Below are 21,001 nucleotides of genomic sequence, written 5' to 3'. Positions count from 1 at the left end.
TTGCCCCAGCCGCCCCCGTAACCTTCAACGGGTGAACCACTTGATGTCCCGCGAGGCCGCCACCGATAACGCCCCAGCCGGGGAACCGCTGCCCGGCGCGCTGCCGGAAGAGCTGTGCGCCGAACTGATCGCGTTCCGCCGCGACTTGCACATGCACCCCGAGCTCGGCAACCAGGAGTTCCGCACCACCGCCGCGCTCAAGGCGCGCCTGGAGCGGGCCGGCCTCACCCCACGCGTCCTGTCCATCGGCACCGGCCTGATCTGCGACATCACGCCCGGTCTCACCCCTTGGGACGGCGGGCAGCCGCTGCTCGCCCTGCGCGCCGACATCGACGCGCTGCCGATTCCCGACGTGAAGACGGTGCCCTACCGCTCGACCGTCCCCAACCGCGCCCACGCCTGCGGCCACGACGTGCACACCACCGTCGTCCTCGGCGCCGGCCTCCTCCTCGCCGAGCTGGCCCGCGAAGGCCGGCTGTCGCGCCCCGTACGGCTGCTGTTCCAGCCCGCCGAGGAAGCGCTGCCCGGCGGCGCCACCGACGTGATCGGCGCCGGGGCCCTGGACGGCGTCGGACGCATCCTCGCCGTCCACTGCGACCCCCGCGTCGACGCCGGCCGCATCGGACTGCGCACCGGAGCGATCACCTCCGCCTGCGACCGCCTGGAACTCACCCTCGACGGCCCCGGCGGCCACACCGCCCGCCCCCACCTGACCACCGACCTCGTCACGGCCGCCGCCCGCATCGTCGTAGACGTCCCCGCGCTGCTCTCCCGGCGCGTCGACACCCGGGCCGGGCTCGCGGTGACCTGGGGCCGCCTGGACGTTGGCCACGCCTGCAACGTCATCCCCCAGCACGCGGAGCTGGCCGGCACGGTGCGCTGCCTGGACCTGGACGCGTGGCGCGGCGCACCCGACATGGTGCACGCGGCGATCGACGAGGTCGCCGCGCTGTACGGAGCGAAGTGCCAGGTCACGTACGTACGGGGCGTCCCCCCGGTCGTGAACGAACCCGTCTCCACCCAACTCCTGCACGACGCGATGGCCGCTCGCCGCGGCTCCCACGCCGTCGAAGGCACCGAGCAGTCCCTCGGCGGCGAGGACTTCTCCTGGTACCTGGAGCACGTCCCCGGCGCCATGGCTCGCCTGGGCGTCCGCCCCCGGGCAGCACAGCCCGCTTCGACCTCCACCGAGGCGACTTCGACGTGGACGAGGGCTCGATCCGCGCCGGGGTGGAACTGTTCACGGCGGCGGCGTTGCTGGGGTAGGGGCCCTAGTGGGGGGCGCGGCGCGCGTTGCGCGCGGTTGGTCCGGTAGGTAAGGGCTCGGGCGGCTTGCGGTGCGATCGGAGTGGGGCTTTCACAAGCCGAAGCGGAAGCCGGCCCGGTGGGGGCTCGCGTTGTGCGCGGAGGGTTCGGTGGTGGGGGGCTCGGGGTCCCTCCGGGGTCACTCCTCGGCACCGTGTACCTCAACGTGCTTTCATTCGGCGACGCAGAGGCCCGGCTGCCTGCGGGGAGACCCCTGCGTGACCCCGAGCCCCGGCCGTCGGGCGGCTATCGGTGCGATCGGGCTGGGGTCTTTCACAAGCCGGGCGCGCCAGCGGCGCGGGAACCCCGGCGCCCCGCCCCCTCCGGCGCGTCAGCGCCCGGTGGCGCGGCGGAGCCGCGTCGGGGTGGGCCGGCCCGGCGTGCGCGTCTCATCGCCGGGGAGGGGCCTGCCGTACCGCCACCACCTCGTGGGCCTCACCCCCACGTAAGGCGCCCTCCTGCGTCATCGAAAACTTCCCCCCACCGACCTCGGCTCGCCAATCCGGCCTGAGGGGGCGTGTAGGGGGCCATCCCCGCAGGCAGCCGGGTGTCTGCGTCACCGAAATAAATTCACGTCGCGGTGCACGGTGCCGAGGAGTTGGCCCCCTGCGCGCCCCCGCCCCCACAACGCACCCCATGCGAGCCCCACGTCAACCCAAACCCACCCGCGCGAAGCGCAACCCCACACGCCCACCCGCCGCGATAGCGGCCCGGCTGACGCGACGGGGAGGAACAATCAGATAACGGCCACGCAGTGAAGGGTTTTGCGCCAGGTCTACGCGCGTTAATCTCCCGTCAAGCCAGCGCCACCGTGGGCGCTATCAGCGAAGGGAAAGGCCCCTTGCGTCGGGTCACCAGGTTTGCCGCCGCGGCCAGCGCCTCCGCGTTTCTCGCGGTCACCGCCACCGCTTGCGGTCAGAGCTTCGCCGAGGCGAACCGGGCCAGTCACGCCGGTGTCGGGCTCGCGTTCGACATCGGGGGGCGGGACGACCACTCCTTCAACGAGGCGGCCGCCCGCGGCACCGAGAACGCCAGGAAGAAGCTGGGCGTCAACGTCAAGATGCTGACCGCCAAGAACGGCGAGACGGAGGCGGACCGCGAGCAGCGGCTCTCGTCGTTCGCCGAGGCCGGGTACAACCCGGTCATAGGCGTCGGTTTCGCCTACAGCCGGTCCATCGAGAACGTCGCCAAGGACTTCCCGGAGACGGCGTTCGGCGTCGTGGACGCGGTGCCGCAGGGCAAGAACGTGGACGCGATGGTCTTCGCGGAGCACGAGGGCTCGTACCTGGCGGGCGTCGCCGCCGCGCTGAAGAGCAAGAACCACAAGGTCGGCTTCATCGGCGGCGTGAACAACGCGCTGATCCAGAAGTTCCAGGCCGGATTCGAGCAAGGTGTACGGGACACCGACCCGAACACCAAGGTCACGTCGCAGTACCTGTACCCCAACAACGACAAGGGGTTCAACGACCCGGCCGCCGCGAAGGCCAAGGCCGGCGGCATGCTGGACAGCGGCATCGACGTGATCTACTCCGCGGCCGGCCAGTCGGGCGCGGGCGCCATCGAGGCGATCAGCAAGCGCAAGGGCGCCTGGGCGATCGGCGTGGACTCCGACCAGTACCTCCAGCCGGGCCTGGCGAAATACAAGGACTGCATCCTGACGTCGGTGGTCAAGAACGTGGACGTAGCGGTGTTCGACCTGATCAAGAGCGTCGAGGACGGCAAGCCGTTGACGGGCGTGCACGCGTACGACATGAAGAAGAAGGGCGTCACGCTCGCCACGTCGGGCGGCTTCATCAAGGACATCCAGCCGCAGATCGACGCCGCCCGGCAGAAGATCGTCGAGGGCAAGGTGAAGGTCAAGGAGACGCCGTAGCCAGGGCGCCGGACGGACCCCGCCGCACCGCGGCCCGGTACCGTCCGCCCCACCGCGGCCGAACCACCCCACGGCCGAACCACCCGCGGCCGGGCCACCCCACGCCCGCCCCCGGGCCCCGACGGCCGGTACCCGCTGCCGCCGTCCGCCCAAGGACACGCCGTCCGCCCAAGGACAGGCCCAAGGACACGCCGTCCGCCCAGGACAACCACCCCCGAGGGGAGTGCGCCATCAACGCAGCACCCACGATCAGCCGCCCGGCGAAGCCGGGCCCCGCAGCCGTCGAACTCCGCGGTATCACCAAGCGTTTCCCCGGTGTCGTCGCCAACCACGACATCGACCTGACCGTCCGCCGCGGCACCGTGCACGCCCTGTGCGGCGAGAACGGCGCGGGCAAGTCGACGCTGATGAAGATCCTTTACGGCATGCAGAAGCCGGACGAGGGCACCATCACGCTCGACGGCGAGCAGGCCGCGCTCGGCACCCCGGCGGACGCCATCGCCCGCGGCATCGGCATGGTGCACCAGCACTTCATGCTGGCCGACAACCTCACCGTGCTGGAGAACGTCGTCCTCGGCGCGGAGAAGCTGCACGGCATCGGCGACAAGGCCCGTACGAAGATCATGGAGATCTCGGACGCGTACGGGCTGAGCATCCGGCCCGACGTCCTCGTGGAGGACCTCGGCGTCGCGGACCGGCAGCGGGTGGAGATCCTCAAGGTCCTCTACCGAGGCGCCCGTACGCTCATCCTCGACGAGCCGACCGCGGTCCTCGTGCCGCAGGAGGTCGACGCGCTCTTCGACAACCTGCGGGAACTGAAGTCCGAGGGCCTGACCGTCATCTTCATCTCGCACAAGCTGGGCGAGGTGCTGTCCGTCGCGGACGACATCACCGTCATCCGCCGGGGCACCACCGTCGCCTCGGTGGAGCCGTCGAAGACCACGCCCAAGCAGCTCGCCGAGCTGATGGTGGGCAGCGAACTGCCGTCGCCGGAGACGCGTGAGTCGACGGTGACGGACACCCCGATGCTGGGGGTCGCGGACCTCCGGCTGAGCGCCACCGACTCCGACGGCGTCGTCCGGACCGTGCTGGACGGCATCACCTTCACCATCCACAAGGGCGAGGTGCTCGGCGTCGCCGGCGTGGAGGGCAACGGCCAGGCCGAACTCGTCGAGGCGATCATCGGCACGCGCGCCCTGGACGCCGGCACCGTGACGCTGGACGGCCAGGACCTGTCCGGCGCCAGCACGCGCAAGCGCCGCGAGGACGGCATCGGCTACGTACCCGAGGACCGCCACCGGCACGGCCTGCTCCTGGAGGCACCCCTGTGGGAGAACCGCATCCTGGGGCACGTCACCGAGCGCCCGAACAGCAAGGGCCGGCTGCTCGACCTGGCCGGGGCCCGTAAGGACACCGAGCGGATCGTCGCCGAGTACGACGTACGGACGCCCGGTATCGAGGTGACGGCGGCCTCGCTGTCCGGCGGCAACCAGCAGAAGCTGATCGTCGGCCGGGAGATGAGCCATCACCCCAAGCTGCTGATCGCCGCCCACCCCACGCGGGGCGTGGACGTCGGCGCGCAGGCGCAGATCTGGGAGCAGATCCGTGCCGCGCGCCGGGAGGGCCTGGCGGTCCTGCTGATCTCTGCCGACCTGGACGAGCTGATCGGGCTCTCCGACACCCTGCGGGTGATGTACCGGGGCCGGCTGGTCGCGGACGCCGACCCCGCGACCATCACCCCGGAGGAGTTGGGCTCGGCCATGACCGGTGCCGCCAGCGGTCACCTCACCGCTGAAGACGCTGAGACGCGCGAGGGGGGTGACCGGGAGTGAAGACGCTGACCAGGTCGCTCACCAAGGACAAGGTGCTGCTGGCGCTCGCCGCGCCGCTGCTGGCCGTCGCCGCCGCGTTCGTCATCAGTTCGCTGGTCTTCCTGGCGTCGGGCGAGAACCCGCTGCGCGCCTACGGGATCATGGCCGATTACGGCCACTACAGCGACAGCCAGGTCTGGATCGTCAACAAGGCGGTGCCGTACTACCTGTCGGCGCTGGCGGTCGCCATCGGCTTCCGGATGAACCTGTTCAACATCGGTGTGGACGGGCAGTACCGGCTGGCGGCCTTCGCGGCCGCCGCGGTCGGCGGCGCGATCGCGCTGCCCGGCGCGCTCCAGATCATCCTGCTCATCGTGATCGCCATGCTGGTGGGCGCGGTGTGGGCGGGCATCGCGGGCGTGCTGAAGACCTCGCGCGGCGTCAGCGAGGTGATCACCACGATCATGCTGAACGCCATCGCCGCCTCCGTGATCGGCTACTTCCTCCAGGACGGCCGCCTCGCGATCAAGGACGGCAACCTGCTGCACACGAAGTTCCTGCCGGAATCCAGCCACTTCTTCAGCTTCCCGACCGACCCCAAGCCGGTGTACGGCTTCGTGGTGATCGCGGCGCTGGCCGGCTTCGTCTACTGGTTCGTGCTCAACCGCACCCGCTTCGGCTTCGACCTGCGCGCGGTGGGCACCTCCGAGCCGGCCGCCGAGGCGAGCGGCGTCAGCGTCAAGCGCATGGTGGTCATCTCCATGCTGCTCTCGGGCGCCGCGGCGGGCCTGGTGGGCATGCCGACGCTGCTCAACGAGTCCTTCAACTACGGCACCGACTTCCCGGCCGGCATCGGCTTCACCGGCATCGCCATCGCGCTGCTGGGCCGCAACCACCCGGTGGGCATGGCGTTCGGCGCCCTGCTGTGGGCGTTCCTCGACCGCACCGGCTCCCGCCTGGAGTTCGAGGGGTACGCACAGGAGATCGTCGGCGTGATCCAGGGCGTGATCGTGCTGTGCGTGGTCATCGCGTACGAGATCGTGCGCCGGTACGGGCTGCGCGCCCAGCAGCGCAGGGTCGGCGAGGAGCTGGCCGCCCAGGCCCGTACGAACCCAGGTGAGAACGACAAGGCGGAGGCGACCGCGTGAGTACCGAACTCAAGCCCGCGGCCCGGCCCGGCGCCGGCGCGCCGCGGGGCGGCGGCCGCCGCAAGCTGACCTACCCGGTCCTCCTGCTGATCGTCGCCGGGGCGATCGTCGCGGTGTCCCTGCTGCGGGTGGTGACCGGTACCGATGACCTGACCTCGGCCGGACAGTTCAGCGCGGCCCTCGCCGCCGCCACCTCGATCGGCCTGGCCGGTCTCGGCGGCCTCTGGGCCGAGCGGGCCGGCGTGGTCAACATCGGCCTCGAAGGCATGATGATGCTCGGCTCGTTCGCGGCCGGCTGGATCGGCTGGCAGCACGGCCCGTGGGCCGCCGCGGCCATCGGCATCCTGGGCGGCGCGCTCGGCGGCCTGGTGCACGCGATCGCCACCGTCAGCTTCGGCGTCGACCACATCGTCTCCGGTGTCGCGGTCAACATCCTGGCGCTGGGCGCGACGCAGTACCTGGCCACGCTGTGGTTCGGCGCGGAGGGCAGCGCGGCGATGCAGGCGGGCGGCAACGACAAGCAGTCGCCTCCGATGGCCGACATGCCGACGTTCACGATTCCGGGCCTGTCGGACGCGTTGCAGTCCCTCGAAAGCCACCACTGGTTCCTGGTCTCCGACGTGGCCGGCATCCTCGGCGGCCTGGTCACCAACGTCTCCTGGCTCACCGTGCTGGCCGTGCTGCTCTTCGTCGGCACCTTCTACCTGCTGTGGCGCTCCTCCTTCGGCCTGCGGCTGCGGTCCTGCGGCGAGGCGCCGGTCTCGGCGGAGTCGCTGGGCGTCAACGTCTACACGTACAAGTACGCGGCGGTGCTGGTCTCCGGCGCGCTGGCCGGGCTCGGCGGCGCGTTCCTGTCCATCAGCACGCACTTCTTCCAGGACGGGCAGACCGGCGGCCGCGGCTACATCGGCCTGGCCACGATGATCTTCGGCAACTGGCGGCCCGGCGGCGTCGCGATGGGCGCGGGCCTGTTCGGCTTCATGGACGCCATGCAACTGCGCAGCGGCGGCCCGACCGTGCACGCGCTGCTGCTCGGCCTGGCGGCACTGCTCGCCGTCCTCGCGCTGCTGCGGCTGCGCGCCGCCAAGCGCACCCAGGCGGCGGTCGCGGGTGCCGCGGCGGTCCTCCTCGTCCTGTGGTACTTCCTCACGGACGTGGTGCCGCTGGAGCTCGTCGAGGCCAGCCCGTACATCGCCACGCTGCTGGTGCTGGCGCTGTTCGCGCAGCGGCTGCGGCCCCCGAAGGCCAACGGCAAGCCGTACCGGCGGGGGCAGGGCACATGACGCACGATGGCCGGATGAACGATGGCCTGAGCGGCGACGGTCCGGCGCCGGCGGACTGGGAGCGGCTCCGCGCGGCGGCCCGGGACGCGATGTCCCGGGCGTACGCCCCGTACTCCGGCTACCCGGTCGGCGCCGCGGCCCTGGTGGACGACGGCCGTACGGTCGTCGGCTGCAACGTGGAGAACGCCTCGTACGGACTGGGCCTGTGCGCCGAATGCGGTCTGGTCTCCGCGCTGGCCGCCACCGGCGGCGGCCGGCTGACCGCGTTCACCTGCGTGGACGGCCGGGGCGAACTGCTCGTGCCGTGCGGCCGCTGCCGTCAGTTGCTGTACGAGCACGGTGGCCCCGAGCTGCTGATCGACGCCGGTGAGGCGGGCGTCCGGCGTCTGGACGACCTCCTCCCGGACGCGTTCGGTCCCCAGCACCTGGCCCGCTAGCGGCCCGTCGGCCCGCACTTGCACCTCAGCAGTGCGGGCCCCTCGATCTCCCGGCTCTATGCGTGTAGAACTGTTCACGCCCGCTCGCCGCGTCGTTCCCGGGTACAGGGACGGGCTGAGCCGGCCGTTCCACGAAAGGAAGCCCAGATGGACGTCATCTCGGTCATCCGCGCCAAGCGCGACCAGCAGGAGCTGACCCCCGAGCAGATCGACTGGGTCATCGACGCCTACACGCGCGGCGAGGTCGCCCACGAGCAGATGTCGGCCCTGGCGATGGCCGTCTTCCTCAACGGCATGAACCGTACGGAGATCGCCCGCTGGACCGCCGCCATGATCGCCTCCGGCGAGCGGATGAACTTCTCCACGCTGGCCCGCCCGACCGCCGACAAGCACTCCACCGGCGGCGTCGGCGACAAGATCACGCTGCCGCTCGCGCCCCTCGTAGCCGCCTGCGGCGCCGCCGTGCCGCAGCTCTCCGGCCGCGGCCTCGGCCACACCGGCGGCACCCTCGACAAGCTGGAGTCCATCCCCGGCTGGCGCGCGCTGCTGTCCAACGCCGAGATGATGGACGTACTGGACCGCGTCGGCTCCGTCATCTGCGCCGCGGGCGACGGCCTGGCCCCCGCCGACAAGAAGCTGTACGCGCTGCGCGACGTCACCGGCACCGTCGAGGCCATCCCGCTGATCGCCTCCTCGATCATGTCCAAGAAGATCGCCGAGGGCACCGGCTCGCTCGTCCTGGACGTCAAGGTCGGCTCCGGCGCCTTCATGAAGACCATCGAGGACGCCCGCGAACTGGCCACCACCATGGTCGAACTCGGCACCGACCACGGCGTACGGACCTCCGCGCTGCTCACCGACATGTCCACCCCGCTCGGCCTGACCGCCGGCAACGCCCTCGAAGTCCGCGAGTCGGTGGAGGTCCTGGCGGGCGGCGGCCCGGCCGACGTCGTCGAACTCACCCTCGCGCTGGCCCGCGAGATGCTCGACGCGGCCGGCCTGAAGGACGCCGACCCGGCCAAGGCCCTCGCCGACGGCTCCGCCATGGACCACTGGCGCCGCATGATCCAGGCCCAGGGCGGCGACCCCGACGCGCCGCTCCCGGTCGCCCGCGAACAGCACACCGTCAACGCCTCCTCTTCCGGCGTCCTGACCACCCTCGACGCGTACGCGGTGGGCGTCTCCGCCTGGCGTCTGGGCGCCGGCCGTGCCCGTAAGGAGGACCCGGTCCAGGCCGGCGCGGGCATCGAACTCCACGCCAAGCCCGGCGACGAGGTCAAGGAGGGCCAGCCCCTCCTCACCCTCCACACCGACACTCCGGAGAAGTTCCCCTACGCCCTCGAAGCCCTCGACGGCGGCGTCCTCATCGCCCCGCCCGGCACGGACTTCACCCCGAACCCGGTCGTCCTGGACCGCATCGGCTGACCCGCCTCCGCCGTACGCCGCCGGGCGCGTCCTCTCCGGGGCGCGCCTGACGCGCGCCGCGCTCCGACCGGTGTTGTCCTGGAAGGACCTGACCGCGAGGAGACCGGCGATGGCGAAGAAGAAGGACGACTTCAGCAAGGGCGACAAGGTCACCTGGAAGAGCCACGGCAGCGAGGCCGTCGGCAAGGTGGAGAAGAAGATCACGGGACGTACGGAGGAGGCCGGGCGCACGGTGGACGCCTCGCCCGACGACCCGCAGTACAAGGTCCGCAGCGAGAAGTCCGGCGGCTCGGCCGTGCACAAGCCCGGCGCCCTGAAGAAGAAGCGGTCCTGAGGCCATGGCGAAGACGAAGGACGACCAGGACACCGTCTGGCAGGACTTCAAGGATGCGGTGAACATGTCCCCGTCCGAGCTGGAGACGTGGCTCAAGAAGGACGAGTCCAAGGAGTCGGGCCAGCACAAGGACGGCGGCGAGTCGGTGGGCCACGAGTCCGGCCGCCGAATCGTTTCGCTCCTGCGCACCAAGCGCGCGGATCTTTCGGACGACGATTACGCCCACATGCGCAAGGTGACGGGGTACGTCCGCCGCCATCTCGCGCAGAAGCCGTCGGGGGACGTGAAGGAAACGACGTGGCGGTATTCGTTGATGAACTGGGGCATGATCCGTTGAAGAAGTGAGGGGCGGCCTCTCGTTCGGGTGAACGAGGGCGGTGGGGTGTCGCCGGTCTCATCAGGCGTGCTGAGGTCGAAGCCGGTCGGCTTGAGGGGGCCTCATGGACGTACTGCCGGACCCGGTGTGGGACGGTCTTGCCCGGTTCCGACGGGAAGCGGAGTGGCCTGAAGGCTGCAAGGTGCAGATCGTTGGCGGGCTCGTCGTCGTGGAGCCCCCGCCGGACAGCGCCCACAACGACACGGTGGATGAACTCCAGCGTCTGCTGTACACCGTGATTCCTCGCGACTGGGGAGCCTACCAGGCCCTGGAGCTGACGGTTCCCGGCGGACAGGGGCTGTTCGTCCCGGATCTCGCGGTCGCTCCCAAGGCGCGGCAGGCGAAGGATGCGCCTCGGCTCGTCGTCGAGGTCACCTCGCGGTGCGGTGCGCGTCACGACCGCGTCGACAAGCTGCGCGGCTACGCCGCCCTCGGCGTCCCCCTCTACCTCCTCCTGGACCCCTGGCACTCCGGCAAGCCGACCGCGACCCTGTACGGCGAGCCGGAAGGCGGCTCGTACCGGGTGCTGGAGATGGTGAAGTACGGCGACGAGCTGCGCCTGCCCGCGCCGTTCGACGTCACCGTCGACACCTCACTGTTCCCCGTCGGATGACGAAAGGCCCGCCCCCCAGGACAGGTGGCGAAGTGGGCCTTTGAAGGGATGGTCTCCTCGTTCGGGTGAACGGTGTCGGTGGGCCGAGCCACTGTGCGTTCGGCGTGCTGGAGTCGGTGACGCACCGATAGAGGAGACCGCCATGAGCGCACTCACCGTCGACCATGAGCCGGAAAACGGCTGGGAGACACTCCTCCGGCTCTGGGAGGAGACGGCGGGCCCCGAGGGCAGCAAGGTGGAGATCATCGCGGGGATCGTCACCGTGTCACCTGCTCCCGCGAACCGGCACAACAAGATCGCGTGGAAGTTGCAGCGCGCCTTGACCGGTGTTCTGCCCGAGGACTGGGGGATGTACCGAACGGTCGGGGTGTCGGTTCCCTCGCGCAGCGGCTTGTACATCCCCGACCTGGTAGTAGCTCCTGAAGCTGCGCTGGATGAACCGGGCAACTTCATTCCCGGAGCTGCCGCCGAGCTGATCGTCGAGATCACGTCGCCGACCAACGCCTGTCAAGACCGGATCAGCAAGGCCGCTGGGTACGCGCGAGCGGGTGTGCCGCTGTACCTGTTGGTGGATGTCTGGGCTCCGGAAGCACCTACGGTCACCTTGTTCGGAGAGCCCCGGAGCGACGTGTACCAGGTGGTGCAAGCGGTGAAGTTCGGCGAGGAGATCCGTCTGCCGAAGCCGTTCGACCTGGTTGTCGAGACGGCCGAATTCCCGGGCAAAGAGTAGGTGGCTCGCGCGAAAGACCCGCCCCACCAGGACAGGTGGCGGAGCGGGCCTTCCGAGTTCCCGGCGGCGAAGCCGCCTACGCGGCTCGCTGCACGTGCAGCACCCGCCGTTCCGCCGCCGCCTTCCGTGTCGCGTACAGCGTGATCGACGCGGCGCCGGCCATCGCGGCCAGGGCCAGGGCGACGGTGGCCTCCCAGCCGCCCGCGTGGAACGCCGCCGCGCCGAGCGCGCCGCCGATGCTGCTTCCGATGTAGTACGCGCACTGGTACAGGGCCGACGCCTGCGCGCGGGCGGTCTTCGCGGTGCGGCTGACGGAGGACGACGCCACCGCGTGGCCCGCGAAGAAGCCCGCGGTGATCAGGACCAGGCCCAGCAGGACCGCGGCGATCGACGCGGTGAGGGTGAGCAGCAGGCCCGCCGCCGTGGTGCCGACCGCGAGGTAGAGGGCCCCGCGGCGGCCGACGCGGCCCACCAGGCGGCCCGCCGCGGCCGAGGAGACCGTACCGACGAGGTAGATCAGGAAGATCGACCCGACGATGCCCTGGGGCAGGTTGAAGGGCTCGTCGACCAGGCGGTAGCCGATGACGGTGTAGACGGCGCCGAAGACCGTCATGAAGAGCGCGCCGATGCCGTACAGGCGCCGCAGCAGCGGGTCGGACAGGTGGCCGCCGAGGGTGCGGGCCAGGGCGCGCGGGCCGACCGCGCGGGGGAGAAGTGCCGGGCCTTCGGGACCAGGAGGCGGAACGCCACCGCGCAGACCACGGCCATCAGCCCGACCGCGCCGAGCGCCGCGCGCCAGCCCCACGCCTGGGCCACCCAGCCGGTGACGATCCGGCCCGACATGCCGCCGATGCTGTTGCCCGCCACGAACAGGCCGATCGCGGCGACCAGCGCCTTGGCCCGTACCTCCTCGGCGAGGAACGCCATCGCGGAGGCCGGCAGCCCGGCCAGCGCCACGCCCTGGACGGCGCGCAGCGCGACCAGCCAGCCCAGGTCGGGGGCGAACGGCACCAGCAGCGCGATCAGCGCGGCGACCGACAGGGAGGCGGTCATCATCGTGCGGCGGCCGAAGCGTTCGGACAGCGCGCTCAGCGGGACGACGGCCAGGGCCAGGCCGAAGGTCGCGGCCGACACGGTCCAGCTTGCCTGGTCGGCCGCGACGCCGAGGTCGGTGGAGATCGCGGGGAGCAGCGCCTGGGTCGAGTACAGGAGCGCGAAGGTGGCGACGCCCGCGGCGAAGAGCGCGAAGCTCATCCGGCGGTAACCGGGGCCGCCCGGGTGCAGCTTGGCGGCCTCGGGGTCGGGCGCCGGGGGCGCGTCGGCGGCGGGCGCGGAGGAGGTGACGGGGGACGACTGCGCGGAGGCGTCGGCGCGCGCGGCGACCGACGCCCCGGTATCGGCGGGAGGCATGATCCGAACGTAAGCCCGCCGGTTTCATGCGTCCAATGCATAGAAACGCCATAATCGATGCTGTGGCGCATCACAGCAGCTCAGCGCGGCCTCTGTCGCATACTGGCAACGCGAAAGACATCCGGGCGCGGGCGGGTGAACCGGCGGAGACCGCGGACCTCGGGGTGGACTCGTGGGCACTGGCCCTGACGCCCCGGCTCGCGCAGTTCGCCGCCGTCGCGCGCCACGAGCACGTCACGCGCGCCGCGCACGAGCTGGGCATGCCGCAGTCCACCCTCAGCCGGGCCATCGTCCGGCTGGAGGCCGACCTCGGCGTCGCGCTCTTCGCCCGGCGCGGCCGGACGCTCACCCTCACCCCGGCCGGCCGCGCGTTCCTGGCCTCCACCGAGCGCGCGCTGCTGGACGTCGAGCGTGCCACCGAGTCCGTACGGGCCGACACCGACCCCACGGCGGGCAAGGTCGCCTTCGGCTTCCTGCACACCATGGGCTCGGAGACCGTACCGGGCCTGATCCGCACCTTCCGCGCCGACCACCCCCGGGTGCGGTTCCAGCTCGTGCAGAACTACGGCGAGGCGATGATCGAGCGGCTGCGCGCCGGCGATCTGGATCTCTGTCTGACCTCGCCGGTGCCGGACTACCCGGACCTGGTCGCACGCCGCCTGGACGAGCAGAAGCTGCGGCTGGTGGTGCCGGACGACCATCCGCTGGCGGCCCGTAAGCGGGTGCGGCTGGCGGAGGCCGCGGGGGAGCTGTTCGTCACCCTGGAGCCGGGGTACGGGCTGCGCCGCATCACCGACGCGCTGTGTGCCGAGGCGGGGTTCACGCCGAAGATCGCGTTCGAGGGGGAGGAGGCCGAGACGCTGCGCGGGCTGGTCGCGGCCGGGCTCGGGGTGGCGCTGCTGCCGCCGCCGGCCGTGCCGCGCCCGGGCGTCGCCGAGCTGACGGTCACGGCCCCGCGTGCGGTCCGCGAGATCGGGCTGGCCTGGATGGACGGCCATCCCGACACGCCTCCGGTGGCGGCGTTCAAGAAGTTCCTGCTGGGGCGGAGGGGGAAGCTGATTCCCCGGTGAGGCGCGGCGGTCCCGCCGTCCTCACTCGGTGCCCATGTCCTCCAGGGCTCCGTACGTCACGGTCATGAACTCGATGGCGACCGTGCCGCCCGGGTCGAGGACGTAGAGCCCGCGGCCGCCCCAGTGGTGGTTGATCTGCCCTTCCTTCGTGCGGTACGGGTCGGCCCAGTAACGCACCGACCGCTGCTGGATCCGGCCGAAGATCGCGTCGAACTCCTCGTCGGTGACCAGGAAGGCGACATGGCTGCCGTTGATCTCGTCCGGCGCCACCTGGCTGTCGAGGAAGTCGATGCCGACGCCGTTGGCGGTCTGCACCTGGGTGAACGGTCCCCAGTCGGCGGGCGCGGGGCCGTCCATGAGATCGCTCAAGAAGGCGGCGGTGGCCTTCTGGTCGTGGCAGTGGACGATCACGTGGTCGAGCGTGTTCGGCACGGGAGCCTCCCTGACGGTCAACGGGCCGGCGGTGGACTGATGCCGGTGGACGGCAGCCGGTGTACAGAAGTGTGCCGCCGCCGCGCGCCCCTTCCTAGTGCTTCAGCGACTCCCCGAAGCCCGACGCCAGCGGCATCCGCAGGCCCAGCGGCGGCGGTGCCGCCAGCGCGTCCGCGACCGGGCGGGCGTAGCTGTGGGCGAAGAGCGAGCCCAGGACGAAGTCGGCGGCCAGCGCCAGGACTTCGGAGCGGTGCTGGTACAGGGAGTGGCCGTCCGAGTGGACCTCGAAGCGGCAGACGTCGCGGTTGATCTTCTTGGCGCGTTCGGCGTAGCGGTAGGAGAGGTCCGGGTCGGTCCGCTCGTCGTTGGTGCCGTGGACGAGCAGCACCTGCCGGCCGGCGAGCTGTTTCACCGGTACGGAGTCGGCTTCCGGGCCCAGGTCGGGTATCCACGGTGCCAGCGCCAGTACGGAGGTGACCGCCGGGTGGCCCGCGGCGTGCAGTGCGGCGCGGGCGCCCATGCCCGTACCGGCCAGGCAGACCGGCACGTCCCCGTACCGCCGCACCACCTCGTCCAGCGCCCAGGCGGCGTCCGCCGCGGGATGGGCCGCCGTGCCGTTCCAGCCGCGGCAGCGGTAGTGCACGACGTGGGCCACCAGGCCCTCCGTACGCCCCGCCCGGGCGAGCCGGGCGGCCAGCGGACGGGCCGCCAGGGTGGACAAGGGGGAGGGGCGCCGGGTGCCCGAGGGGCCGCCCTCCGGCAGTAACAGCGCGACGCCGCACACCGCCCGTCCCGCTCCGGCCGCTCCCCGCGGTTTCCCCAGCCGGGCACCGCGCACCGGCAACGCTTGCTGAGCCATGACCGAAACGATGGCAGAAGGCGGGCCTCCGGCCACCCCGTGTACGGGTCACCGTTGGGTATCGTTCGTGAAGTTCTACGCGCGTAGGGGCTACAGTGCCGAGATGACGAGCGAGACCACCACCCTGCCGACCGTCGACCAGATCCGCCGCGCGCCCAAGGTGCTGCTGCACGATCACCTCGACGGCGGCCTGCGCCCCGCCACCATCGTCGAGCTGGCCCGCGAGACCGGGTACGACGGCCTGCCCGAGACCGACCCCGAGAAGCTCGGCGTCTGGTTCCGCGAGGCCGCCGACTCCGGTTCGCTGGAGCGCTATCTGGAGACCTTCGCGCACACCTGTGCCGTCATGCAGACCCGCGAGGCGCTGACGCGGGTGGCGGCCGAGTGCGCCGAGGACCTGGCCGCGGACGGCGTCGTGTACGCCGAGGTCCGGTACGCGCCCGAGCAGCACCTGGAGAAGGGCCTCACCCTCGAAGAGGTCGTCGAGGCGGTCAACGAGGGGTTCCGCGAGGGCGAGCGGCGGGCCCGCGCGGCCGGCCACCGGATCCGCGTCGGCGCCCTGCTGACCGCCATGCGGCACGCGGCCCGGGCCCTGGAGATCGCCGAGCTGGCCAACCGCTACCGCGACCTGGGCGTCGCCGGGTTCGACATCGCGGGCGCCGAGGCCGGCTTCCCGCCCACCCGCCACCTCGACGCGTTCGAGTACCTCAAGCGGGAGAACAACCACTTCACGATCCACGCGGGCGAGGCGTTCGGCCTGCCGTCGATCTGGCAGGCGCTCCAGTGGTGCGGCGCCGACCGGCTCGGCCACGGTGTGCGGATCACCGACGACATGGAGGTCGCCGACGACGGCTCGGTGAAGCTGGGCCGGCTCGCCTCGTACGTACGGGACAAGCGCATCCCGCTGGAGATGTGCCCCACCTCCAACCTCCAGACCGGCGCGGCGACTTCGTACGCGGAACACCCGATCGGCCTGCTGCGCCGGCTCCAGTTCCGGCTGACGGTCAACACCGACAACCGGCTGATGAGCGGCACGAGCATGTCCCGGGAATTCGAGCACCTGGTCTCGACATTCCGCTACACGCTCGACGACATGCAGTGGTTCACCGTCAATGCGATGAAGAGCGCGTTCATTCCTTTCGATGAACGCCTGGCGATGATCAACGATGTCATCAAGCCCGGTTACGCCGAGCTGCGGTCCGAATGGCTCTTCCGCCAGGTGGACGCCGAACCCGCGGTGATCAGCGAGTATCGCTCCCAGTAACCGGAACGATTACGGGAGAAGGGGACGGCCGGTGTGTCAAGCGCCGGTCGTTTTCCGTTCCCGGCGGGTGTTTGCGGCGTGTCGGCGGTGTCACTAGATTCCGGTCCGGTCGAACTCCCATCACAAGGATGTATTTCCATGAAGCAGGGAACCATCAGGACTCTCGGTGCCGCCGCGCTCGGCGTCGCCTTCGCCGCCTCGGTGGCCGGTACGGCTTCCGCCGCCGAGGTGACCGGCGCCAACGTGCCGGGTGACGTCGCGGACACGCTGCAGAACAGCCTGCCCGTCCAGGAGACCGCCAAGAACGTCACCGGCGACCCCGGCCCCGAGCACGCCCTGAAGACCAACAACAAGGGCAACCTGCTCGGCGGCCTGCCCGCCGGGGGCCTCACCAAGGCGCTCGGCTGAGTCACCGGTTCCGCCACGTGTCCCCGAGGGGACACGGCTGTGCCCCGGCCCGTACTCCGTGTACGGGCCGGGGCACAGCCGTGTGGACTACCAGGCGCTGCGGTGGGCCTTGTCCTCGGAGGGCAGGAACAGCCACAGGGCCAGGTAGATCAGGAACTGCGGGCCCGGGAGCAGGCACGAGAGCAGGAAGAGCACGCGCATCGTGCCGGGCGTGGTGCCGAAGCGCCGCGCCAGGCCCGCGCACACTCCGGCGATCATCCTGTTGTTGCGGGGGCGGACCAGTGCGGCGGCCATGGTTCTCGACTCCTTTTCGACCGGGTACGGGACTGTCTGCCCCGATGTCTCAAAGGTAGGTCCGGGAACCCGACAGGGCGTCGGCCTGCGGTGCGATGTGAACCCTGGCCCTCGTGGGGGTCGGCCGCACGGGCGGGTCCTCCTTGCGGCGTAGCCGGTACCGGACCCCTGGTACGACCAGCAGGTGCGCCAGTACGACCCCGGCCGTGTTGAGCAGCACCATGTCCACGTCGGGCACCCGGCCGGGTATGCCGGCCTGCAGCAGCTCGATCGCCAGCGAGACCATCGCGCCGGTGAAGACCGTACGCGCCAGGGAGCCCAGCGGAGAAACGTTCAGGCGGCCCGCCGCCATCGGCAGCAGGATGCCCAGCGGCGCCAGCAGCAGCACCGCGCCCCCGAGACTCTGCACGGCCTCCCACGGCCCGTGCGCCAGCTCCGCGCGGATCGTCGCCAGCGGCCGGAGGTTCGCGGCGGGCACCCAGGGAACCGTACGGGGGCGCAGCGACAGCCAGCCGACGATCAGCAGATGCGCCACGAGGAGGACGGCTCCCGCGGCGCGCATACGGAGGGCGGCGGTACCGCCGCGGCCATGACCCTGCACACAGGCCAGGACGCGCCTACCGGCGGCCGTGGTTCCGTAAGGACCGAGGCCCGGGCTCCGGGGCCTGGGCGGCGGGGGCCGTGGTCCGCCCCTCCGCCGCCGTCAGCCCGACGCCCCCGGAACGTCCGAACCCGCGCCCAGCACACTGTCCGGGTGCGTGCGCACCTCGTCCGAGCAGGGGTAGCGCTGCGGATGTCCGTCGCCGGGACCGCCCAGTACCGCGCCGTGCGTACGGCCCAGGGCCGCGCTCTCGCCGAACGTGCACACGATCTGGGCGAGCGCGAAGGACGGCAGGTCCTCCGGCCGCGCGCTCAGCCGCAGCGTCCCCTCGGGGTCGCCCGCGCGCGGGCCGGACACCTCCAGGTTCTCCGGCACCGCCGTGACGAACCCGGCCTCCTCCTCGACGGGCCCCGGCTGCTCCTGGAGCTCGTCCAGCAGCGCGCGGGCCGACCGGAGACGGTCGGCGGGCTGCTGCTTGGGGTGGGTCACGGTCCGCTCCACCGGTGCCAGCGCCGAGCTGCACTCCAGGTAGACGGTGACCCGCGAGCTGTCCGGCGGGACGGGGGCGGCCGAGTCCGCAGGAACCTTGCAGCTCACCCGGGAGGGCGCGCCCCCGGCGTCGACCGGCACGGACGTACCGCGGATGCCGCAGCTCGCCAGCGCCGGTACGAGGGCGCCCAGGGCCACGGCCGCCGTCAGTACGGTGGTCCGGCGCCGGGGCGAGGGCCGGGTACGGGTACGGGCGTGGGGACCGGGCCCCGCCGACGGGGTACGGGTGCGCCACGTCATCGGCCGTCACCGCCTTCCGTGCCACGGGTTTCGTCGCCGCGGTGCTCCGTGCCTCCGGAACCGGCGTCCGTGCCGCTCCCCGCGTCCTTACGGGTGCCCGCATCCCCGCCCGTACCGCTGCTCCCCGCGTCCGTGCCGGCGCCCGCGTCCGTCTCTTCGGCCGGTCCGGCGGCCGGGAGGCCCACCGGCAGCCGCAGGGTGAAGACCGCGCCGCCTTCCGGCGAGTTCGCGGCCGTGATCTCACCGCCATGGATGTGGGCGTTCTCCAGCGCGATCGACAGGCCCAGGCCACTGCCCTCCGACCGCGGCCGGGACGCGCTCGCCTTGTAGAAGCGGTCGAAGACGTGCGGCAGGACCTCCTGCGGGATGCCGGGCCCGTGGTCCCGTACCCGGATCAGCAGGTCCTCGCCGTCCTCCGTGGCCTCGGTGCGGACCGACACCCGGACCGGCGAGCCGCCGTGCTTGAGCGCGTTGCCGATGAGGTTGGCCAGGATGACGTCGAGGCGGCGCGGGTCCAGCCGGGCCACGATGCCGCGCTCGGCGTCCAGCTCGACCGCGTCCAGCCAGGCCCGCGCGTCGATGCACGCGGTCACCTGGTCGGCGACGTCCACCTCGTCCTGCACCAGCCGGGCCGTCCCCGCGTCGAAGCGGGTGACCTCCATCAGGTTCTCCACCAGGTCGTTCAGCCGCCGGGTCTCGCTGACCACCAGCTTCACCGCGGGCGCGATCATCGGGTCGAGGGAGTCCTCCTCTTCCTCCAGCACCTCGGTGACCGCCGTGATCGCCGTCAGCGGCGTCCGCAGCTCGTGCGACATGTCGGCGACGAAGCGGCGGGAGGACGCCTCGCGGCCGCTCAGCTCCTCGACCCGCTGCTCCAGGCGTTCGGCCGTGCGGTTGAAGGTGCGCGAGAGGTCGGCGAGTTCGTCGGTGCCGGTCACCCGCAGCCGGGTGTCCAGCCGCCCCTCGCCCAGTTGCCGGGCCGCGTGGCCCAGGCGCTGCACGGGCCGCAGCACGGTGGTCGCGGCGGCCTGCGCCAGCAGCGCCGAGCCGACCAGGGCCAGCGCGGTGGCGATCCCCAGCGACCAGGCCAGCGAGTTGAGATCCTGCCGCTCGGTGGCCAGCGACTTGAGCATGTAGCCGGTCGGGCCGCCGCCGTTCATCCGGGCCCCGGCGACGAGGTACGGGGTGTCCCGCAGCTCCTTGCGCTGCCAGTACATGTGGTACGGGACGCGGTTGCCGTCGTCCAGCGCGCGCTTCTCGTTGACCGCCGTCTGCAGCGGTTTGGGCACGGTCTTGAGCGTGAACAGGTCCTTGTCGGTGGACGCCACGCACTGCTTGCCGTCGCTGCCCTGCGCGACCAGCAGAACCGCGTAGTTCTGCGGCCCGCCCGCCATCTGCCGTGCCGCGTCGGCCAGCTCCGTGCACCGCGGCCGCAGCGACAGCGAACGGGTGCTGTCCTCCAGCGACTTGCGGAAGTCGTTGAGCGCGGAGTTCTGGGTACGGTCCAGCACGGTGTTGCGGTTGAGCCAGTACGCGATGCCGGAGGCGGAGACCGCCGCGGTCAGCGCGACGAGCGCGAAGACGAACACCAGCCGCAGCCGCAGGCTGGTCCAGCGCAGCAGGCCCAGCGCACGTACGCACCGCCGGAGGAAGCCGGGCCGCTCCGGCGTGTCCGCGCCGTCACCGGCCGTTTCGGCCTGCGTAAGGATCTCGGTCGAGCGCTCCGTCACTGCGGGGTGTCCAGCCGGTAGCCGACACCGCGCACCGTACGGATCAGGGTCGGCGAGGACGGTACGTCCTCCACCTTCGCGCGAAGGCGCTGGACGCACGCGTCCACCAGCCGCGAGTCACCGAGGTAGTCGTGCTCCCACACCAGCCGCAGCAGTTGCTGCCGGGACAGCGCCTGCCCGGGGCGGCGGCTCAGCTCCAGCAGCAGACGCAGCTCGGTCGGGGTGAGCTGGAGATCCTCGCCGTTCTTGGTGACCGTCATGGCCGAGCGGTCGATGACCAGGGAACCGAACGTCGCCGCGTCGTTGGACTCCCGCTCCCCGCGCCGCAGCACGGCCCGGATCCGGGCGTCCAGCACCCGCCCCTGCACCGGCTTGACCACATAGTCGTCCGCGCCGGACTCCAGCCCGACCACCACGTCGATGTCGTCGTTGCGCGCGGTCAGCAGGATGATGGGCAACTGGTCCGTCCGCCTGATCCGCCGGCACACCTCGAAACCGTCGATGCCCGGCAGCATCACGTCCAGCACGATCAGGTCCGGGCGCTGCTCGCGCAGCAGCTTGAGGCCGTCCTCGCCCGTCGCCGCGGTCACCACACGGTGACCCTGGCGTGACAGGGAGAGTTCGAGGGCCGTGCGGATGGCGTCGTCGTCCTCGATCAGCAACAGGAAAGGCACACCGGCCATTCTGGCCCATGGGGGACCAGGACTTCGACCTGCGCGGTGTCCGGCGGGGCCCGTGCCCCGGCCCGCCCCGGGTCCGTACGGCGTTCCGGCCGCGACCCTCCCGCTGTGACAGGGCTGTGACAGACG

At 71.6% G+C, this 21,001-nt stretch carries 20 protein-coding genes and 2 pseudogenes; 14 read left to right on the top strand and 8 right to left on the bottom strand.

Annotation, left to right across the window (positions count from 1 at the left end; all coding sequences use genetic code 11):
- The first annotated feature begins 43 nt into the window (after positions 1–43).
- The 11 genes and pseudogenes from EJG53_RS15165 to EJG53_RS15115 all read left to right on the top strand — a co-directional run bounded on the left by EJG53_RS15165 (position 44) and on the right by EJG53_RS15115 (position 11,335).
- Positions 44–1,266, top strand: a pseudogene (locus tag EJG53_RS15165) (amidohydrolase).
- A gap of 880 nt (positions 1,267–2,146) precedes the next feature.
- Entirely contained in the window at positions 2,147–3,178 is a 1,032-nt protein-coding gene (locus tag EJG53_RS15160; RefSeq protein WP_125045283.1) for a BMP family lipoprotein, read from the top strand.
- A 230-nt stretch (positions 3,179–3,408) separates the two neighbouring features.
- A complete protein-coding gene (locus EJG53_RS15155; RefSeq protein ID WP_125049381.1) occupies positions 3,409–5,010 on the top strand; it encodes an ABC transporter ATP-binding protein in 1,602 nt (533 codons plus the stop codon).
- The gene (locus EJG53_RS15150) at positions 5,007–6,137 is read left to right on the top strand and encodes an ABC transporter permease (protein WP_125045282.1); all 1,131 of its coding nucleotides are present in this window, start codon (positions 5,007–5,009) and stop codon (positions 6,135–6,137) included. The genes EJG53_RS15155 and EJG53_RS15150 overlap by 4 nt, the downstream gene beginning before the upstream one ends.
- Positions 6,134–7,420 carry an ABC transporter permease gene (locus tag EJG53_RS15145; protein WP_125045281.1) on the top strand — a complete coding sequence of 429 codons (1,287 nt, stop codon included), beginning with the start codon at positions 6,134–6,136 and terminating at the stop codon, positions 7,418–7,420. The genes EJG53_RS15150 and EJG53_RS15145 overlap by 4 nt, the downstream gene beginning before the upstream one ends.
- Positions 7,421–7,434: 14 nt before the next feature.
- On the top strand, positions 7,435–7,857 hold the full coding sequence (locus EJG53_RS15140; RefSeq protein WP_031002805.1) for a cytidine deaminase: 423 nt from the start codon (positions 7,435–7,437) through the stop codon (positions 7,855–7,857).
- Positions 7,858–8,004: 147 nt separating this feature from the next.
- Positions 8,005–9,282, top strand: coding sequence for a thymidine phosphorylase (locus tag EJG53_RS15135; protein WP_125045280.1), 1,278 nt, complete (start codon positions 8,005–8,007; stop codon positions 9,280–9,282).
- 109 nt (positions 9,283–9,391) lie between these two features.
- Entirely contained in the window at positions 9,392–9,616 is a 225-nt protein-coding gene (locus tag EJG53_RS15130) for a hypervirulence associated TUDOR domain-containing protein (RefSeq protein ID WP_031002809.1), read from the top strand.
- Between the two features lie 4 nt (positions 9,617–9,620).
- Complete coding sequence (locus EJG53_RS15125) at positions 9,621–9,953, top strand: DUF3140 domain-containing protein (RefSeq protein WP_125045279.1); 333 nt, start codon at positions 9,621–9,623, stop codon at positions 9,951–9,953.
- A gap of 103 nt (positions 9,954–10,056) precedes the next feature.
- Positions 10,057–10,605 carry a Uma2 family endonuclease gene (locus EJG53_RS15120; RefSeq protein WP_174856412.1) on the top strand — a complete coding sequence of 183 codons (549 nt, stop codon included), beginning with the start codon at positions 10,057–10,059 and terminating at the stop codon, positions 10,603–10,605.
- Between the two features lie 142 nt (positions 10,606–10,747).
- Positions 10,748–11,335 (top strand): Uma2 family endonuclease, encoded by a 588-nt coding sequence (locus EJG53_RS15115; protein WP_125045278.1) that lies wholly within the window; start codon positions 10,748–10,750, stop codon positions 11,333–11,335.
- A gap of 76 nt (positions 11,336–11,411) precedes the next feature.
- Here the strand turns inward: EJG53_RS15115 and EJG53_RS15110 are convergent.
- Positions 11,412–12,745 (bottom strand): annotated as a pseudogene (locus tag EJG53_RS15110) (MFS transporter).
- A 62-nt stretch (positions 12,746–12,807) separates the two neighbouring features.
- On the opposite strand from EJG53_RS15110, the gene EJG53_RS15105 reads away from it, so the two are divergent.
- The gene (locus EJG53_RS15105; protein ID WP_371858685.1) at positions 12,808–13,815 is read left to right on the top strand and encodes a LysR family transcriptional regulator; all 1,008 of its coding nucleotides are present in this window, start codon (positions 12,808–12,810) and stop codon (positions 13,813–13,815) included.
- A gap of 21 nt (positions 13,816–13,836) precedes the next feature.
- On the opposite strand, the gene EJG53_RS15100 is transcribed toward EJG53_RS15105, so the two are convergent.
- Both EJG53_RS15100 and EJG53_RS15095 read right to left on the bottom strand, forming a co-directional pair.
- Positions 13,837–14,247, bottom strand: coding sequence for a VOC family protein (locus EJG53_RS15100; protein ID WP_125045276.1), 411 nt, complete (start codon positions 14,245–14,247; stop codon positions 13,837–13,839).
- A 94-nt stretch (positions 14,248–14,341) separates the two neighbouring features.
- Positions 14,342–15,106 carry an alpha/beta hydrolase gene (locus tag EJG53_RS15095; protein ID WP_125045275.1) on the bottom strand — a complete coding sequence of 255 codons (765 nt, stop codon included), beginning with the start codon at positions 15,104–15,106 and terminating at the stop codon, positions 14,342–14,344.
- A 103-nt stretch (positions 15,107–15,209) separates the two neighbouring features.
- On the opposite strand from EJG53_RS15095, the gene EJG53_RS15090 reads away from it, so the two are divergent.
- A complete protein-coding gene (locus EJG53_RS15090; RefSeq protein WP_125045274.1) occupies positions 15,210–16,370 on the top strand; it encodes an adenosine deaminase in 1,161 nt (386 codons plus the stop codon).
- Positions 16,371–16,508: 138 nt separating this feature from the next.
- The gene (locus EJG53_RS15085; RefSeq protein WP_125045273.1) at positions 16,509–16,778 is read left to right on the top strand and encodes a hypothetical protein; all 270 of its coding nucleotides are present in this window, start codon (positions 16,509–16,511) and stop codon (positions 16,776–16,778) included.
- An 87-nt stretch (positions 16,779–16,865) separates the two neighbouring features.
- Here EJG53_RS15085 and EJG53_RS15080 read toward each other — a convergent pair whose 3' ends face one another.
- The 5 genes from EJG53_RS15080 to afsQ1 all read right to left on the bottom strand — a co-directional run bounded on the left by EJG53_RS15080 (position 16,866) and on the right by afsQ1 (position 20,866).
- The gene (locus EJG53_RS15080) at positions 16,866–17,072 is read right to left on the bottom strand and encodes a PspC domain-containing protein (RefSeq protein ID WP_030017495.1); all 207 of its coding nucleotides are present in this window, start codon (positions 17,070–17,072) and stop codon (positions 16,866–16,868) included.
- Positions 17,073–17,121: 49 nt separating this feature from the next.
- On the bottom strand, positions 17,122–17,634 hold the full coding sequence (locus EJG53_RS15075; RefSeq protein WP_174856411.1) for a VanZ family protein: 513 nt from the start codon (positions 17,632–17,634) through the stop codon (positions 17,122–17,124).
- 141 nt (positions 17,635–17,775) lie between these two features.
- Positions 17,776–18,462 (bottom strand): hypothetical protein, encoded by a 687-nt coding sequence (locus EJG53_RS15070; protein ID WP_244955146.1) that lies wholly within the window; start codon positions 18,460–18,462, stop codon positions 17,776–17,778.
- Positions 18,459–20,081: a sensor histidine kinase gene (locus EJG53_RS15065; RefSeq protein WP_125049378.1), complete on the bottom strand. Its 1,623-nt coding sequence runs from the start codon at positions 20,079–20,081 to the stop codon at positions 18,459–18,461. The genes EJG53_RS15070 and EJG53_RS15065 overlap by 4 nt, the downstream gene beginning before the upstream one ends.
- 107 nt (positions 20,082–20,188) lie before the next feature.
- Positions 20,189–20,866 carry a two-component system response regulator AfsQ1 gene (gene afsQ1 / locus EJG53_RS15060; RefSeq protein ID WP_004571966.1) on the bottom strand — a complete coding sequence of 226 codons (678 nt, stop codon included), beginning with the start codon at positions 20,864–20,866 and terminating at the stop codon, positions 20,189–20,191.
- Between the last annotated feature and the right edge of the window lie 135 nt (positions 20,867–21,001).

The sequence above is a fragment of the Streptomyces chrestomyceticus JCM 4735 genome, from assembly GCF_003865135.1.
Lineage (GTDB): Bacteria > Actinomycetota > Actinomycetes > Streptomycetales > Streptomycetaceae > Streptomyces > Streptomyces chrestomyceticus.
Note: the sequence above shows the minus strand (reverse complement) of the source record. Positions and strands in the feature narration are given on the sequence as shown.